A 17361-nucleotide genomic window follows, 5' to 3' on the forward strand; every position below is an offset into this window, starting at 1 on the left:
GCTTAGGAATTGAGCAACAATTCCTTCGCCAAATTGAGTTTTGCCGCCAAATACGTGGAGCCACCACGATCAGGATGCACTTTTTGCATTAAGCGCCGGTGAGCTTCGATTATTTCTTTTTCCCCGGCGTCGGCAGCTACCCCTAGAATTTGCAAAGCTTCCTCTCGTGTCATGGCACCCGCCGTCTGAGACGGGGATTGTTGCTGCTTGTGTTGATATTGCTCGCGCCAGTTTTCATGGACACGATCCAGATACGCTTGTAACAGAGCGGCAGAATCTCGATCGTGGCTGCATTCGCCTAATAAAGCAATGAGTTGCTGCAAGGACAATTGATGTAAATAGCGCCCTTGGTAGCGACCCTGGAGTATTTCCCCGTCCATTTCTCCGCTGGCATGATCCAAAGTCATATCAAAGTAGGCGCTTTGCACCCCGGAGCGCTGCGCATTACCCGCTCCGCCCATGGCCTGCTTCGACTGCCAGCGATAGTACAACCGTTTCAGCAATGGAACGTATTTCAGTAGAGGCATAAAACGAAACAAGACGGGAATAGCCGCTGCCACAAGAGCAATCAACCAGGGTAGCTTACCCAGCAAGGTCAACAATACCAAAATGGCAATACCGCCGCCGATCAACAGCTTGCGCAACCATTGTGCAGCTAACTGCGGATTACGACGATAGTAACTGCGCCCGATCAGCAATAACACGAAGACCGCCAGTAAAATCATTAAATTTCGCAAGACTGTTCCTTTTTGAAGCCAAGGAATTTTCCGCTATAGACTGTCACAGCCATCAAGGTTTGCGACCTAATTTCAGCACATCACTGCCATGACGCTGGTTAAACGCTTCCAGCGCGGCAAAACCACCCGCTGCATAAACGGCGACCGCACTGAGTAACTGTTGTAATTGTTGAGCGCTTCCGCTGTCAAAGGGACAGTAGGCACCGCGGCTTAATCGCGCAATTTGGCGAAGCACGTGCGCAGCATGCAGATCGTTCCCTTCATGAAATACAAACACGGGAACACCGTGCAACCCCAGTTCGCCGGCCAGTTGGTACAGCTCATCGGCAGACTCCTCAACACAGTCACCCACAAACACCAAGGCGTTCACTCTGCTTTTGGCGGTTTCTTTGATGGTGTGGCGCAGCACTCTGGCAATCTGGGTGTGGCCACCTTCACAAAAAACAGCGCGCATACAACGTAACAAATCCGTGCCATCGCGCCACCAGGCACTGGCTTGAAACTCCGAAAAACCTCTGTAAAAACATAGCTGTACCTCCAAGCCTCCAAGGGCTTGTGTTTGGGTAAACATTTGCCCCTGAATATGACAGGCCTGATCCCAGGTAGGTTCACGGCTGGCGGTAGCATCCAGAGCAAACAGGAGCCGCCCCCGGGATACCGCTTTTTTCACCACTGGCAAGGCAGCGACTTTACCCAAAAAGTCGGCCACATCATTGCTGTTGGTTTTAAGGTCTTTTTTGTCAGCCATAGTCGAAAGGCCTACCGATTGAATTTATTGACCAATACGGGGCTGTACTCGGGACGCGGCTTCCTTGGCATTTTGCCTGGCAGTGTCCGTATCCTCTGCCGCGGCCAGACACACGCCCATACGCCGGCGCATAAAGGATTCCGGCTTCCCAAACAAACGAATATCGGTAGCGGGAATCGCCAAAGCCTCTGCCACACCTGCATAAACCAGGTTTTGCCCCTCCACACCCCCGTAGATCACAGCACTGGCTCCGGGATTGCGCAAGGAGGTATCCACCGGCAATCCCAAAATCGCCCTTGCATGTAATTCAAATTCATTTTGTGCCTGAGTGATCATGGTAACCATACCGGTATCGTGGGGCCTGGGGCTGACTTCACTAAACCAAACCTCATCGCCTTTTACAAACAACTCGACCCCAAATAAACCCCAGCCACCCAGATTGTCCGTTACCATTGCTGCAATCTCCTTGGCCCGAGTTAAAGCCACGGCACTCATGGCTTGAGGTTGCCAGCTCTCCACATAATCGCCCTGCTCCTGACGATGACCAATAGGCTCACAAAACCGGGTAACTGTGTTACCGGACGCGTCCCGACTGCGCACCGTGAGCAGGGTAATTTCATAGTCAAATTGGATTTTCTGCTCGATGATTACCCGGCCGCGGTTAACCCGTCCACCGCTCATGGCATAATCCCAGGCCTTATCGATGTCTGCCGGTGTATTAATAGCTGACTGGCCTTTTCCGGACGAAGACATCACCGGTTTCATAATACAGGGACAAACAATTTGTTCTTGAACAATTTTCCGCACCGATTCCAAGTCGTCTGCAAAGCGATAGGCAGAGGTGGGCAAATGGAGTTCTTCAGCTGCCATGCGACGAATACCCTCGCGATTCATCGTCAGCTGTGCCGCCCGAGCTGTGGGAATAACCACAGCCAGGCCTTGCTGCTCCACCTCCGCCAGGGTGTCAGTAGACAAAGCCTCTATCTCGGGCACCACCAAATGGGGTCTTTCCTTTTTGATTAAGTCCAATAACTGAGCAGGGTTTGTCATATCAATAACATAAGCCCGATGCGCCACTTGATGACCCGGTGCATTGGCATATCGATCCACCGCAATGACTTCAACGCCGAGTCGCTGTAAAGCGATGATCACTTCCTTGCCTAACTCACCACTGCCGAGCAACATGACTTTAGTGCTGTTGGCAGACAAGGGGCTACCTATGTTCATAAATTCTCCTCCAATTGGACTTTAGCACGATTTAGCGCGTTTTACGGCCGTTTTCCCTACTGATTAGAACTTTTCAAGTTTACGACACATCTGCCGTAATGATAACAGAGGTCATGTACGAGGTATTTTACTATTGGTTTAGACTGCAAAAAAAGGTAACCTCATTTTCCATTGTAAAATTGGTCCCTGCGAACCGACAAAGACTGTGCGAGCAAACATATTCCAGCCTCAAACTTTATTAATGTGGGTTTTCAAAGCCCCTAGTGGTGTAATCATCTACGCGTTGATTGTGTGTACCACGGCCCCTCTGGTCAATGCGGATACAAACTCAGCCAAACCCTTACCGACTACCGAGCAGATCCACCCTAATCCAACACCTCCCTCTCAATTGTCGACTCAATCCCCAACTCCCCCTATCACCCCAGAATCAAAACCCGCATCCCCGGTACAAGACCAAACACCGTCAACACAAAAACCGCCACGAGAAAGCCCAAGCCCTACACAGCCACAAGCGGAACAAGACACCCTCGATGGCAACACAACGGTGTTCGGTAACATTGAGATTCAAAGCAATGATGTATTCGACACCTCCAATCCTAAAGAAAGTCATTGGTTTTATCGCACCGTAAATTTTCTACACGTCAACACCAAGGACCATGTCATCAGGAATTTGCTATTGTTTAAAACCGGTGACCCTTTTTCCGTGCGCCAATTACAAGAAACAGAACGATTGTTGCGTGGCAATTCCTATTTGTACGATGCAGCAATCACCGTATTGGGTAAGCGCGATGATAAAATTGACGTACGCGTCTCCACACAAGACGCTTGGACCTTAACCGGGGGCGTCAGTTTCAACCGCAGCGGAGGTGAAAATCGCTCCAGTTTCGATCTAGAGGAGCGAAACTTATTTGGTGTCGGGAAAACTCTTAAGGTTCGACGTTCGTTCCAACAAAACCGTACCGGGACTCTGTTTGAATACTACGATCCGGCGTTGGGTCTAAGGCATCTGGAGTTTCGTATCAATTTTACCAACAACAGTGACGGTGAAAAATCCGAGTTCATTCTCACACGACCCTTTTATTCTCTCGATTCACGCCGTGCCATTAGCCTGCAAGCGGTATCCTTCACTCGGGATGAACGTTTGTATGAAAACGGCATGATCATCAATGCTTACAAACAAACCGAAGAAGATCTGGAAATTTTTGGAGGGTTTTCCTCCGGGCTCAAGAACAACAAGGCACTGCGCTGGCGCTATGGTTTTCACTATAGCCGAAATATTTTTCGGCGCACGATAGAAACTATGGATGCCACCCTCATTCCCTCTGACAAAACCTTATCTTACCCATGGTTTGAAACCCAGAGCTTGGAAAACCGATTTATTAAAATGACCCGCATTGATCACATCGCTCGAACCGAAGATTTAAACCTGGGAACACAATATCGACTACGCCTGGGCATGGCTCACCCCGAATTCGGCAGCGATCGCAGCGCGCTTCTTTGGGAAGCCAACACAGGCAGCACCTTTCGATTTTTCAGCCAAAACATAGCCTCTTTTAGCGTGGAAAGCACCGGCAGGATGGGCAATCACAAATCGGAAAACGCGACCGTCATCGGTCGCAGCCGTTACTTTCTGCCGTTGCAGGAACATCAGACCTTATATGCCAATCTGGAACTGGAACTGGGGTACAATCTGGACCGAGAAACCCAATTGTTACTCGGTGGTGATAAAGGTCTGCGAGGGTATCCCAGCAACTACCAAAGCGGTAATCGTAAATTACTGCTTAATTTGGAAAGCCGCTTTTATTCCAATGTCCACTTGTGGCAGTTGTTCCATGTGGGTGGTTTGGTGTTTTTTGATGTGGGTTACGCGTGGAATACCGGCTCTACTGATTGGAGTGATGTGTTAAAAGATGCCGGGATTGGGCTGCGCTTGGCATCCAGCCGCTCCGGTCGCGGTAAGATCCTTCATCTGGACTTGGCCTTTCCCCTGGACGGGGATCCTTCCATTGAGCGCAGGCAATTCCTGGTCAGCACCTACACCCATTTTTAACACCAGGGACTAAACCCTAAAGGTCAACAACGCCTGTAACCCTTGGCTATCCCTGCGATTATGCAATTCCACCCCAATACCGTACAGTTCGGAAATTTGTTTGACGATAGCCAAACCCAAACCGCAGCCCGATGCTTCTGTACCCAAGGCTCGGTAAAATCTATCAAATACTCGGATTCTCAGCTCGTCGGGTATGCCTGGCCCGTTATCTTCCACCATTAACCGAACTCCCTGTCGGCCACGCTCCAACTGTACGTGAACATCGCCATCTTCCGGCGTATAACGGATAGCGTTATCGACCAGATTATTCACCAGTATGGAAAAACTGATTTCATCTCCTTGAACCAAGATTTGCTCATCGCCGCCCAAGGAAATATTGATACCCTTTCGAAACGCCTTAGGTGCCAATTGAGCGATGACCTCAGCACACAGATTGTGGAGATTAATGCTTTGTTTTTCCAAGGGAATATTTTCCGGATTCAGCCGCGCCAGTGTGAGCATTTGTTCTACCAAATGGCCGGCGCGATCCACCCCGCTTAATAGCTGCTGTAGAGCCGTTACTCGTTCTTGATCCTGCGTAGCTCGCAACGCAACCTGCACTTGGGTTTTTAAGGATGCCAACGGTGTGCGTAGTTCGTGCGCGGCGTCATCGGTAAAGCGGCGTTCTTTTTCGAATGCCTGCTGCACTTGGATGAACAGCGTATTAAGTTCTGTCACTAAGGGGACGATTTCTCCGGGGATTTTACTTGTCTCCATGGGTTGCAGATGTGAAGGGTCGCGTTGAGTGACCTCCGCTGCCACTTTTTTCAGTGGCGCCAAACCGCGCCCAATGCCTAGCCAGATCATTAATCCTATGACGGGCAGTGAAATCAACGCCGGGGTCACCAAACGATCACTAATGTCCGCTACCAATTCATTACGGATATCGTAACGCTCCGCTGTCTGCACCAGATAGGTACCGCTTTCGTCCCAAAGGTTAAAAACACGCCATATGCTGCCGTCCAACTCCACGTCGGCGTAACCACGTGTTTGGTTGGAAAAACCCTGATTAAACATATCCTGTTTCGGCGCACTGGCTGATTTGAGTAAACGCTCTCCCGATCGGTTCCACAACTGAAAGGCGATTTTGAGTTCATAAGCATGTCCAAACGGGCTGCCTTCTTCATAGTCCGCAACGTCCGCTTGTTGCAACATCCGTTGCAATACCTCGTTTTTTCCTTGCAGTACTTCAGGCAACAACAAAACCTGTAACACCCGGGCGGTCTGCGCTAATTGGGCATCAAACAATTCCTGGACTTCATTGTTAGCATCAAAGTAGCTGAGAGTCAGCGTAATCGAACTGACAGAGATAATCGTAATCAACAGCGTGATCAGTAATCGCGAACGTATTGAGGTAATCACTCAATCATATACCCCACACCCCGCACGGTGCGAATCAAATCTGTACCGAGTTTCTTGCGCAAGTGATGAATAAACACTTCTAGTGAGTTGCTTTCCACTTCGGAATCCCAGCCGTAAAGTTTTTCTTCCAAACGAACCCGGGGTATCACCCGACCGATGTTTTCCATCAAATGCTGCAACAGGGCAAACTCACGTACCGACAGACTCACCGGCTCATTATTCAACAGCACCCGGTGTGCAGCCGGGTCTAAAGCCACATTACGATGGGTGAGCAGGGGTTCTGAACGACCGGCATGGCGACGCTGTAAAACTCGCAAACGGGCACAAAGCTCTTCGAGATCGAAGGGTTTTACCAAATAGTCATCGGCACCGCTGTCCAACCCCATGACGCGATCTTTGACGCTGTCTCGGGCCGTCAGCATCAACACGGGAATATCGCTGCCACCGTTGCGAATACTTTTGAGCACATCCAATCCCGACTTTTTCGGTAGGCCAATATCCAGCACCACAAGGTCAAAGGCGTTATCTTTTAGGGCGTTTTCGCCACTGATCCCGTCTTTCAACCAATCCAGGGTATAACCTTCCTGCTTTAAGCCCGACTTTAGAGCTTCTCCAAGCAGTTCATCATCTTCTATTAACAATACACGCATTACAATACTTCAGACCTTTACACCCGACTTAGTCATCTGTATTTCATTGAGTTTTATAAAAACACGAAACGACGCAGCAGAACCAGGAGGGGCAAACAGGTCAAATACCACCAAAAAGCTGATTGTATTATAATAAACTCATTGGCTCACTCGATTATTTTTCATTTTAAGAATGTCTTAAGGAAAAACCGCCTTATGCGCTACATGGTTCTACTGTGCTTCACTCTATGCAGTGCTTGCATTGAAAACGTCAAACCGTGGGAAAAAGATATCCTGGCGCAGAAAAAAATGCAGCTCAATGCCGCTCCTTTGGAAGTTTTTTTGGATGAGCATATATATTTTAGTAAAGAAGCCTCTAACGGAGGTACAGGTGTTGGCGGCGGAGGCTGTGGGTGCAATTGAAACCAGCTCGCATCAGTGGGCAATTGGCCAAAGCCACGTGCGCTCTGCTTGGCGCCAACACATTGCAAGCTGTAGAAGCCACCGAGGCAGCTCCCTGGGAAATTGACAGCGCGTTTTTGTACTATACGGAATCCGGGCGCGTCACCGTATATGAACCGGTTGTTAATCTGCGTAAGGAAGTAGCCGATGATAATATTATCAACCTCCGTGTGGTACTGGATTCACTTACCGGAGCCTCGGCCAATGGCGCCATCCCCACGGACACTCCCCAAACGTTTACCACCCCTTCGGGCGAAGGAACGTATACCAGTGCCGCCCATCAACTGCCGTTAGACCACTCTTTTTCGGATATTCGCGGTGCCCTGGATCTGTCCTGGGAAACACCATTTGCCGCTTTAAGCAAAACTCTATGGAGCGCGAGCTTTTCCCGTGAGTATGACTACATGGCATATAGCCTTGCCGCGAACCTATCTCAGGATTTTAATAATCGCAACACGACGGTGACTGCGGCTTTTAGCTATGGCAAAGATTACAGTAAACCCATCGGCGGCGCCCCGGTAGGTCTGAGTGCGATGCCGAGCACCACAGCCACGGCCAAATCCCAACTGCCCGGTCAACAATCAAAAACCATCAAAGACGTGTTTCTGGGGCTGAGTCAAATCATAGACCGCCGCACCCTGGTACAGCTCAATGTCGGTTTCGGCAACTCCCGCGGTTATATGACCGACCCCTACAAAATACTCAGTGTAGTGGATCTTAGTGCCAACACCACCGGGTATGTCTTTGAAAACCGACCGGACAAACGCCACAAACGGGTTGTATACGGCAACTACATCCACCAACTGAACACGGATGTCATTCGCTTCAGTTACCGTTATTACAAAGATGATTGGGATATTAAGTCCCATACAACAGAATTTCGGTACCGCTACGAAATAGGTCACGGTCATTTTTTACAGCCACATCTGCGCTACTATCAACAAAACGCAGCCCGCTTCCACCGCTATTTTCTACGCGACTCAGACAATCCCCAATATGCCAGTGCCGACTACCGTTTAAATGCCATGAGTGGCCGCACGTTTGGTTTATTGTACGGAATTGAGGTCAAACCGCTGAGCGAATTCAGTATACGTCTGGAGAAGTACCTTCAATCCGGTGAAGGCCAACCCAATGCCGCCTTTGGCAAAATCAGGGACCAGAATCTTTTCCCGACCGTGGAAACCTGGATATTTCAGCTGGGATATTCTTTCACATTCTGAACATGAACCTAAAACGTCAACCCGGTTATTTCAGAGGATGGTTTCACGCCATGGGCAGTCCCTGCGAGGTGCTTATGGAAACCGAGGACCACGGCCTGGCCCAGGCTTTACTGCGCACCGTTACTCAAGAAGCCCGGCGAATCGAAGCCAAATTCAGCCGCTACCGGAAAGACAATATTGTGTACCAAATTAACCACGAATCCCATAAACAGGCGATTTGTGTGGATGCGGAAACCGCACGACTGCTCAACTATGCACAAGAGTGTTACGAATTGAGCGAGGGCCTGTTTGATATCAGCGCCGGTACGTTGAGTAACGTTTGGCATTTTGACAGCAGCGACCGCGTTCCGACCCGGGAACAAATACGACAATGTTTACAATACGTGGGTTGGGAAAAGGTGCACTGGGACAATCCCTTGATCCGTCTGCCTCCCGGCACGCAAATCGACCTGGGCGGTATTGGAAAAGAGTATGCCGTGGACCATTGTGTACAACAACTGCGCCAATCCACCTCCATTAGCTGCCTGGTCAACTTTGGGGGCGACATTGCCATCACCACCGGTCGACACAAGCGCAATGCCTGGTGTGTCGGTGTGGAAAATCCAAGTACCCCGGGTCAAGCCGGGAATACCGCTTTAAAACAAATCCGCTTAACTCAGGGCGCAGTAGCCACCAGCGGCGATGTGCGCCGCTATGTACTTAAAAACGGCGTTCGCTACGGTCATATCCTCAACCCGAAAACCGGTTGGCCTGAAACGCAAGCCCCGCGCAGCATCACGGTCGCGGCACCCACGTGTTCCCAAGCCGGCGTTCTATCCACTCTTGCCATGCTACAAGGCGAACAGGCCGAAAGTTTTCTATCCGCACAACAAGTCCAATATTGGTGTTTGCGCTAAACGCCAGGCCCAGCTTATCCAGCCTGCCGCACCAGGTTCGAACCGTATTGCTGTAATTGCTGCAATAACTGCGCTATATGATCCACCTGGTGATTATCCACCGCCTGCATCAGGTCTTTGGCAAAATGTGACAACTGAGGAAATCCAAAGGAACCACCGGCACCTTTAAGCTTATGCGCCTTAGCTCTTAAGGTGGCAAAGTCTTGATCACGTGCACAATGCTGCAACTCCTCTATCGCGGTAGTGAGATTACCCAGGAACTCTTGCACCAACGCTTCAAATTCATCATCCCTTTCATTCTCTACCGCAATAACGTTTGGCACTGTATGGGGCAAGAATTCGCTCAAAGCCTGTTGCAATTGCTCTAAATCCACGGGTTTGGTTAAATATTCCTGGGCTCCGGCCTGCAAACAATCGGAACGATTTTGTTTTAAGGCATTGGCGGATAATACAATGATTGGCTTCTTATAACCTTTAGCCCGCAATTGACGAATAGCCTGTAGTCCATCAACCTGGGGCATGTGCATATCCATAAGGATCAAGTCAAAGTCCCGGCGCAATGCCGCATCACATGCCTGAGCACCATCACCTACGATTGTGGGGGTAATCCCCATACGTTTTAGATACATACGAATCAAAGCCTGAATATCACTGCTGTCTTCCGCCAACAATACCTTGGCGTTAAAAGACCGTGAAACCCGGGTTGGGCCCAGTATCCCGGAACGGTCCTCATCTTCATAAATAAGTTCTGCGTGCTCCAAGCCGGTATCTATGGTGACTTCAAAAACCGAACCGCGGTGAATTTCGCTTTGGCAACTTATGTCACCCCCTAAATCGCGGGCAATTTGTCGGGAGATGGCCAAACCCAAACCGGTACCGCCATAACGCCGTGTGGTGGAACTATCGGCCTGTTGAAACACCTTAAAAATCCCCCCCATTTGTTCAGCGCTCATGCCTATGCCGGTATCTGCAACCTTAAATTGAATCTTGTGCGGCTCGCTGAGATAAACAACGGTTATCGTGATCCCACCCCGATGGGTGAATTTCAAAGCGTTGCTGCACAAATTCAGCAAGATCTGTTTTAAGCGGGTGGGATCTGTTTTAATAAAGCGCGGTAAGGGAAATTCAAAGCGGGTGGTCAGTGCTAAACCCTCGCTACGGGCTTTTTCTCCGATGATTCCCAACACATCGTCAACGACTTTCACCGGACTGACGTCGAGAATCTCGTAATCTATGCTACCAATTTCTATTTTACTGATATCCAATATGTCATTAATGATATCAAATAAGTGCAAACTGCTCTGGTGAATGGAATCCACTGCGATTTGCTGCTCATCCCGGCTTAACTGCAAATTGGCCAGCGTATCGGAGAAACCAATAATGGTTGTCAAGGGTGTGCGAATCTCATGGCTCATGTTGGCCAAAAACTCCGTTTTTGCACGAGTGGCTTCGTCCGCTCGAATGGAGGCGTAAGCCAATTCTTCATTCTTCATAGCCAAATCCCGGTTTTTTTGGCTCACAAACCGGATCACCACCTTGGCCACATAGGCTTCCAGTAAAATGATAAACAAACCGGCTAATAACAATATTCCGATTGTGAGATTGGATTGGTGCCTGGCGGTACGCAGCGCTTCCTCAGTAAATCGTTTTTCCAACGCGATAGCGCGCTCCAATAAGGCCAGTACTTTGTCCTGCTCCACTCTAGCGGCTTTGAGGGTATCACGGTATTCGGCCTCGCTGACATCCTGCTGCAACATTTCAGCAGCGGCACGATTCAACGGCTGGGCTTTGCGAGTACGCTCCGTTAACTGCTGATGTAGCTCCGCTTCTTCCGGGTTCAAACCCAACATGACCAACTTATCCCGAGCATCGCGGTATTGGGCCGCGTAGCCGTAAAACTTGATAAGCTCTTCGTCACGCTCAAAATAGTCCTCTGTGGCCAATATTTTTGTCGTCGATAGAGCACGCAGTCGGATGGCATCGCGCATGGCATAGGCGTATTCCATTTTGGCATTATTGACCTCGACAACTTCAGCCATACCGGCTCGCACCCGGTGTAATTGGCTTAAGCCAACAATACCCAGCATCAGGTTCAGGACCAGGATTAGCCCGAACCCCAGTCGCAGTATTTGCCCTAAATGTTTTTGACCGGCATCCATAACTTATTGAAATTTCGAAAAAACAGAAGTATTTGAGAAAAAACAGCTTTATACCTATCGACAGTTACCAGGAACATCTTTATTAAGCTGCCTTTAAAAGCGGATTCGGAGGCCCCATTAGAATAAAAAAGGATGGCCAATGGACACCAACAACATCAGCGGCAAGGTCGCAGAATTTCTGAAAAAAATCTCTCAATTCGGGCAACGCTTCCTAAGCCTGTACTCACCCAGCACCCTGAAGGAGAAAGGCTGGATATGGGCCGGCGCTCTGTTTTCTCTGACCATTGTCGTAGCACTGTTCTTTTTGGGCGTGTATTGGAGCCGTGAACCGGACAATCTAAACACCCGCACGGTAGCCTTGGATGCGGCTCAAGGTGACAAAGCCAAAATTGTCCCCGGTTTTACCACCACCGCCACACTCATCCAGGTGGCCGATACTCTGCTGAGCAAACCGGGTGGTTATTTGAGTAACGACAAGCTTCCTCCCGCTTCCTTTTTTGGTGCTTTTCCTATGCTGGACAACATTCCCAATTGGGAATTCGGCGTAGTGACTATGGTTCGAGATACATCCAGGGTGTTACGCAATGATTTTTCCCGCTCTCAATCGCAATCTCTGGAAAATGAATTTCTAGCCCAGGCGGAACCGAAATTCAATTTCGCCAATGATTCCTGGTTATTCCCGCCCACTGAAAGCGAATACGGTAAAGGTGTGGAATTTCTACAAAAATATTTACACAATCTGGCCTCCCAGTCGGATCCCAATACCCAATTTTTTACCCGAGCTGACAATCTGAATGAACTGCTGGCTATCATTGAAAAGCGTTTGGGCAATCTATCTCAACGCCTCAATGCCAGTGTGGAAGAGCTGCGGGTTAACACGGACCTGGCCGGCGACAGCGCCGCCGAGCAATCCACCCAGGCACCCGGCCTGGTAATCGCCAAAACGCCTTGGATGGAAATTGATGATGTGTTTTATGAAGCTCGTGGTTATGTTTGGGGTTTGCTGAACATTCTCAGAGCGGTGGAAGTGGACTTTGAAAAAGTGTTACAGAAAAAAAATGCCGTGGCCAGTTTGCAACAAGTGATTCGCCTGCTGGAGCAGGCACAAGCCCAACCGTCCAGCCCCATGGTGCTCAACGGAGACCCCATGGGCTGGATGGCCAATTATTCCAAGGCCCTGGTCAGTTACATTTCGCCCGCCAATTCCGCCATCATTGATTTGCGAAATTTACTGACGACCGGCTAACTTAGTTACCGTTCTTCATTTCCTTAAAATAAGCGTGGATGCCGCCTTTCATAAAGTGGTAATCCGTAACACCCATTTCTTTAAGGTGATACTGTAACCAACGTACTTGCTTACCCGCGGCATCATAGATCAGCAGGCCTTTGCCTTCGCGCTTGGCTTTCTTAATGTATCGATCCAGCTTCTTGGTATCGTCCAGAAACACTCGATATTCACGGCCTACAAAAATAGACAGGGCCTCACGTTGAAATCGATCCCTCACATCCAACACAATGTCTTCCGTTGAAGCCAGGCGCTCACCAAATTGATCCGGGGTCAGAGAATGTTTCTCAAATTCGGTTTTGCTGATTAACAAATTGGGGTCCCTCAACGTTTTGCTGATCAGCATAGTGTTTTTGGGATACGCCTTGGCCCAGTCCAGTACACCGGCATCATATGCCACCACATTATCTATTTTTGCGTTCTTGGCTTTTCGCGCCGCCTTATAGGACTTCATGCAGGTTTTGCCATTGCAATAAACCACAATCGGTCTATCGCTGGACGCACGTAACTTCTGCATGTCCGCTGCAAAGGTTTTGGATGCCAAGGGAATATTGATCGCGTTTTCGATTCGAAGCGTTTGATACTCGTAAGTTGATCTCACATCGACAATATGGACGTCCTTACGCTGAGTATACAAATCCTTCAGCTCAATATATTTTACTTCGGGAAAAACGTCGCGGCCTGGAAATTCTTTGTCCGCAGCCCAGGTTTGCGACATCATTACGCCCAGCAGGACGCTTAGCATGAATGATTTAACCATAAAAACCACCTACCTAGTTCGATTCGTTGGCGACTACTGCATAAGTTTTATTTTTGGGCAGGAAGAAACGTGCCCTCTATAGCCCTGTAACGAACTTTGTAGAATAATCTTTAAATTTACGCGTCTACATTAACGCTTTCTTAAGGTAAGCAACATTTATAGTGGAAACAATCTATTAGACTAACGCACGAACTCGCTTTTGAGTTGGTCATAATAAGCTGCCGTACCACCCTTCATAAAATAATAGGATTTAACCCCTTTTTCTTTAAGGTAATACTGCAGCCACCGAACCTGCTTCCCAGCAGCATCATGGACCAGTAAGGTTTTGTTTTCCCGTTTAGCTTTGTCGATATAGCGATCCAGACTGCGTTTGTCGTCCAAATAGGCGCGGCGTTCACGGCCTACGAATAATGACAAACCTTCTCGCTGAAAGCGATCACGGACATCGATGACAATAGCGCCTGAATTGGCGACTTCTTCCCCGTAAGCATCGGGCGAAAGCAAATGCCGGTTAAACTCATTTTTACTAATGAGCTTATTTCTGGACACCGGACTTTTACCCAGTAACACGGCGTTTTCCGGGTAGGTTCGCGCCCAGTCCATAATGCCTGCATCAAAAGCATGCACGTCCTGAATTTTGTTTACGGAACACTTTAAAGCAGCTTTGTAGGATTTCATGCAGGTTTTGCCATTGCAATAAACCACAATGGGTTTTATTTCTTTGGCCCTTAAAGTGCGCATGCGTTCTACATAAGTGGGTGAAGATAAAGGAATATTAACAGCACCCTTGATTCTAAGGGTCTCAAACTCATAGGCGGAACGCACATCCACAACAATGACTTCATTGAAACGTCGCTGCAATTCCTCCAGCTCCATCACCGGAACCAATGGATACAGGGCCCGCCCCGGAAACTCGACTTTTTCCGGCGCTGCCACTAACGGCACCGCCCACGTCATCAGCAAAATCAAAAGCCCTAGCTTGCTGAATAGACAATGTCTAAACATAACACCCTTCCCCCTAACGAGAGTTGATCGATCTATCCAAAATGCTGCAAAGCCGTGCTTCTGGTCTTCAGAACACGGAAAATCGGCTGGGCCGACTTCCCTCTTTGGGTATTTTTTATAGTTTTTCGAGGGTTATGTGCCAATACACACCATAAAACCAGCTTGGGCAATGATAGCGTATTCTTTATTGCACGTTAGAACTTTTTAAGAAAGGAAACAAGTTCTAAATTGGAATTATTATATAATAACTGGCCGGAAAATGGCCAAATTACTTCTCAAGCCCGTCAACACCTTGATAAAAGTCCAAATCGGCACTTGACTCCAGAGGGCTCAATCGGTTTAATACGCGTTCCGCAAATTAGCGCCCAGGTAGCTCAGTCGGTAGAGCAGGGGACTGAAAATCCCCGTGTCGGTGGTTCGATTCCGCCCCTGGGCACCATTTTCCACACAATATCAAATGTTTACGGCTATCATTGTGGTTGCCAGTTTTTCCGGAAATTCAATGCTACAGGGGTGATACGATCAAAAGAACCTCTTCTCTCTGCTGCAATTCCTGTAACAACACGTAAAACCAGAAACAAAGATGATTAGCCCTAGAAACTAGCCTTAACGCCGAAACATTAAAACCATATTGGATAATTTAAAACCGGAATCCATAGTTTTTTCACAGCGTTTACAATACTATCCCCCTCACGACAATAATTGTGTTAATTGTCGTATCCTAAATCTACCCGGAAGTGTATGTTTCCCAAACATCAAGAACGACAAATAAAGGTTAGAAAGAATGCCAAAGATTAAGAAACAGAGGAGACGAAGCGAAGATACAAGCAAAAACGAATTGTTTATTGGAGTGATTGGTGCTGTAGGCACTGATTTAAAAAATGTGTGCTCTCGCTTATCAAAAGAACTGAAAGCTGTTGGGTACAATCCAGAAATTATCCGATTGAGCAACACAATTGTACAGTTTGGAAAAACAAGCCCGGAAGTTGGCAAACTGGTCAATGCAGATTTAGCGCATGAGGAAGAGCGCATCAAAAACCTAATGGATGCGGGTGATTTAATAAGAAGGAAAATCGGAGATAGCAGTGCCGTCGCTCAATTAGCACTGAGTGCAATTGCTGAAAAAAGAAAAGAGATTGGCTGTGAATTGGAGGAGCCATGTTATGGCACAGCTTATATTCTTAATTCTCTAAAACATCCAGACGAAGTCGAAATGCTTAGAGATCTGTACGGCAAATCGTTTTTTCTAATTTCCGTGTATTCTCCAAAATCCAATCGAATAGATAAGCTTGCAAAAAATATTGCAAAGTCGCATCACTGGGGAGTAAATGCTTCATTTAATGAAATCGCGAAAAAACTAATTGACAGGGATGAAAAAGGAGAAGACCAACAATATGGGCAGAATGTAAGGGATGCGTTTCCTCTCGCAGACGTTTTTGTAGCTGAAGATCATCAAAATGATGAAATAAAAAGATTCATTGAATTGTTATTTGGCCATCCCTTTATAACGCCCACTACAGATGAATATTCTATGTTTCATGCCCACGCGGCCGCGCTAAGATCAGCAGATTTGGCAAGGCAGGTTGGAGCTGTAATTGCTACAAATGAAGCAGAGATCATATCAAGTGGATGCAATGAAGTACCTAAAGCTGGTGGCGGGAAGGTTTGGGAAGATATGATTGAACACAAAAAAGATTATAGAGATTTTCAGTTAGGTCATGATGCAAATACACTGATGAAACACCAGGTTATAACAGAAATAATTGGCCAATTAAATGCATCAGATTTACTCAAAAGTAAAAAAACTGGTGACGAAATTAACTCGCTGGCAGAAAACGTATTATCTAAAGATGGGATATTAAAGGATTCAAGAATTGCGAGCATCATTGAATATGGGAGAATTGTTCATGCTGAAATGTCCGCAATTATGGAAAGTGCCCGAAGGGGATTACCTATTAAAGGCGCAACTCTCTATTGCACTACATTTCCATGCCATATGTGTGCACGCCATATAATTGATGCAGGCATAAAAAGAGTTGTATACATTGAACCTTATCCAAAAAGTATGGCGAAACAATTATATAAGCGCTCTGTTTGTGTCGATGACGATGATGCAGATACAGATGCTGTTAGGTTTGAATCGTTTGTAGGTATAGCACCTAGGAAATACTTTGAGTTGTTTCAAATGACTAAACGTAAAGATAAATTTGGTTATAAATTAGATTGGAAACCAGAAACTTCAAAGCTGCGAATATCAGAACGTTTTCCAATTTACTTGGATATTGAATCCACTCTAATTGAAAATTTTTTTGCAAAAGCAGAAAAATCCTTGATATCAAGTACTTCTTAGCATACATTTCAATTAGGGAAACCTAAAACAATGGGGAAATATTATGTCAAATATCCAGGAAGATTGGCTTCAAATTCAATTTCAAGAAGCTAGGACAAAATTGGAAAATTGGAGCCCTTCTAAACAAAATGCAATGAGGAATGCGGTTGACCAAAATAGAGAAAAGCAAGAAAAGAAGGTTGTAGAACCGCCAAAAAATGTAAGTTAACTTTTAAGTGGAATGTGTAAAAAAGAGCGACACTTGTCGCTCTTTTTTTGTTCAATTCTCGAAATCTAAGTATGTAATTTTGTTAGCTCCTAAAGATGTAAGCGATCAAAGACGGTCAGTATTGCACAAACTACTCAACTGCGTTAGTGGCTGAGGCCTTGAGCATTCCTTGTAATACGGACAGTTCCACATTCCATGGTAGCAGTCGTTCATAATCCTCCAGA

The 17361-nt window shown here is 47.4% G+C and carries 15 protein-coding genes and 1 tRNA gene; 8 read left to right on the forward strand and 8 right to left on the reverse strand.

Annotated elements, in window-relative coordinates; genetic code table 11:
- Positions 1-2: 2 nt before the first annotated feature.
- Genes OEY58_09030 through purT form a run of 3 tightly spaced genes read right to left on the reverse strand, consistent with a single transcriptional unit; the run spans position 3 to position 2712 of the window.
- Complete coding sequence (locus tag OEY58_09030) at positions 3-737, reverse strand: molecular chaperone DnaJ (protein ID MDH5325589.1); 735 nt, start codon at positions 735-737, stop codon at positions 3-5.
- 52 nt (positions 738-789) lie between these two features.
- Positions 790-1485, reverse strand: a complete 696-nt coding sequence (locus OEY58_09035) for a DsbA family protein (GenBank protein ID MDH5325590.1) — start codon at positions 1483-1485, stop codon at positions 790-792.
- A 24-nt stretch (positions 1486-1509) separates the two neighbouring features.
- Positions 1510-2712, reverse strand: a complete 1203-nt coding sequence (gene purT, locus OEY58_09040) for a formate-dependent phosphoribosylglycinamide formyltransferase (GenBank protein MDH5325591.1) — start codon at positions 2710-2712, stop codon at positions 1510-1512.
- A gap of 289 nt (positions 2713-3001) precedes the next feature.
- On the opposite strand from purT, the gene OEY58_09045 reads away from it, so the two are divergent.
- Positions 3002-4762, forward strand: coding sequence for a BamA/TamA family outer membrane protein (locus OEY58_09045; GenBank protein ID MDH5325592.1), 1761 nt, complete (start codon positions 3002-3004; stop codon positions 4760-4762).
- Between the two features lie 9 nt (positions 4763-4771).
- On the opposite strand, the gene OEY58_09050 is transcribed toward OEY58_09045, so the two are convergent.
- Together OEY58_09050 and OEY58_09055 are read right to left on the reverse strand one after the other, a co-directional pair.
- Positions 4772-6163: an ATP-binding protein gene (locus OEY58_09050; GenBank protein ID MDH5325593.1), complete on the reverse strand. Its 1392-nt coding sequence runs from the start codon at positions 6161-6163 to the stop codon at positions 4772-4774.
- Positions 6160-6813 (reverse strand): response regulator, encoded by a 654-nt coding sequence (locus tag OEY58_09055; GenBank protein MDH5325594.1) that lies wholly within the window; start codon positions 6811-6813, stop codon positions 6160-6162. The genes OEY58_09050 and OEY58_09055 overlap by 4 nt, the downstream gene beginning before the upstream one ends.
- Before the next feature lie 204 nt (positions 6814-7017).
- On the opposite strand from OEY58_09055, the gene OEY58_09060 reads away from it, so the two are divergent.
- From OEY58_09060 to OEY58_09070, 3 genes are read left to right on the forward strand one after another with little or no spacing between them, the layout of a single operon-like run.
- Positions 7018-7215 carry a DUF4266 domain-containing protein gene (locus OEY58_09060; GenBank protein ID MDH5325595.1) on the forward strand — a complete coding sequence of 66 codons (198 nt, stop codon included), beginning with the start codon at positions 7018-7020 and terminating at the stop codon, positions 7213-7215.
- On the forward strand, positions 7206-8474 hold the full coding sequence (locus OEY58_09065) for a DUF3570 domain-containing protein (GenBank protein MDH5325596.1): 1269 nt from the start codon (positions 7206-7208) through the stop codon (positions 8472-8474). The genes OEY58_09060 and OEY58_09065 overlap by 10 nt, the downstream gene beginning before the upstream one ends.
- Positions 8475-8476: 2 nt before the next feature.
- Positions 8477-9370, forward strand: a complete 894-nt coding sequence (locus OEY58_09070; GenBank protein MDH5325597.1) for an FAD:protein FMN transferase — start codon at positions 8477-8479, stop codon at positions 9368-9370.
- 14 nt (positions 9371-9384) lie between these two features.
- Here OEY58_09070 and OEY58_09075 read toward each other — a convergent pair whose 3' ends face one another.
- The gene (locus OEY58_09075) at positions 9385-11529 is read right to left on the reverse strand and encodes an ATP-binding protein (protein ID MDH5325598.1); all 2145 of its coding nucleotides are present in this window, start codon (positions 11527-11529) and stop codon (positions 9385-9387) included.
- 139 nt (positions 11530-11668) lie between these two features.
- On the opposite strand from OEY58_09075, the gene OEY58_09080 reads away from it, so the two are divergent.
- Complete coding sequence (locus tag OEY58_09080; GenBank protein MDH5325599.1) at positions 11669-12775, forward strand: DUF2333 family protein; 1107 nt, start codon at positions 11669-11671, stop codon at positions 12773-12775.
- Position 12776: 1 nt separating this feature from the next.
- Here the strand turns inward: OEY58_09080 and OEY58_09085 are convergent, their stop codons facing one another.
- Both OEY58_09085 and OEY58_09090 read right to left on the reverse strand, forming a co-directional pair.
- Positions 12777-13574, reverse strand: coding sequence for a rhodanese-like domain-containing protein (locus OEY58_09085; protein MDH5325600.1), 798 nt, complete (start codon positions 13572-13574; stop codon positions 12777-12779).
- 180 nt (positions 13575-13754) lie between these two features.
- A complete protein-coding gene (locus OEY58_09090; GenBank protein ID MDH5325601.1) occupies positions 13755-14579 on the reverse strand; it encodes a rhodanese-like domain-containing protein in 825 nt (274 codons plus the stop codon).
- A 363-nt stretch (positions 14580-14942) separates the two neighbouring features.
- Between OEY58_09090 and OEY58_09095 the strand changes: the two genes are divergently transcribed.
- The 3 genes from OEY58_09095 (at position 14943) to OEY58_09105 (ending at position 17137) form a co-directional block, all read left to right on the forward strand.
- Positions 14943-15018: transfer RNA gene (locus OEY58_09095), tRNA-Phe, on the forward strand.
- Between the two features lie 345 nt (positions 15019-15363).
- Positions 15364-16929 carry an anti-phage dCTP deaminase gene (locus tag OEY58_09100; GenBank protein MDH5325602.1) on the forward strand — a complete coding sequence of 522 codons (1566 nt, stop codon included), beginning with the start codon at positions 15364-15366 and terminating at the stop codon, positions 16927-16929.
- Between the two features lie 43 nt (positions 16930-16972).
- Positions 16973-17137, forward strand: a complete 165-nt coding sequence (locus OEY58_09105; GenBank protein MDH5325603.1) for a hypothetical protein — start codon at positions 16973-16975, stop codon at positions 17135-17137.
- Positions 17138-17361 lie beyond the last annotated feature (224 nt).

The organism is Gammaproteobacteria bacterium (assembly GCA_029882975.1).
Classification (GTDB): Bacteria; Pseudomonadota; Gammaproteobacteria; order SZUA-152; family SZUA-152; genus JAJDNG01.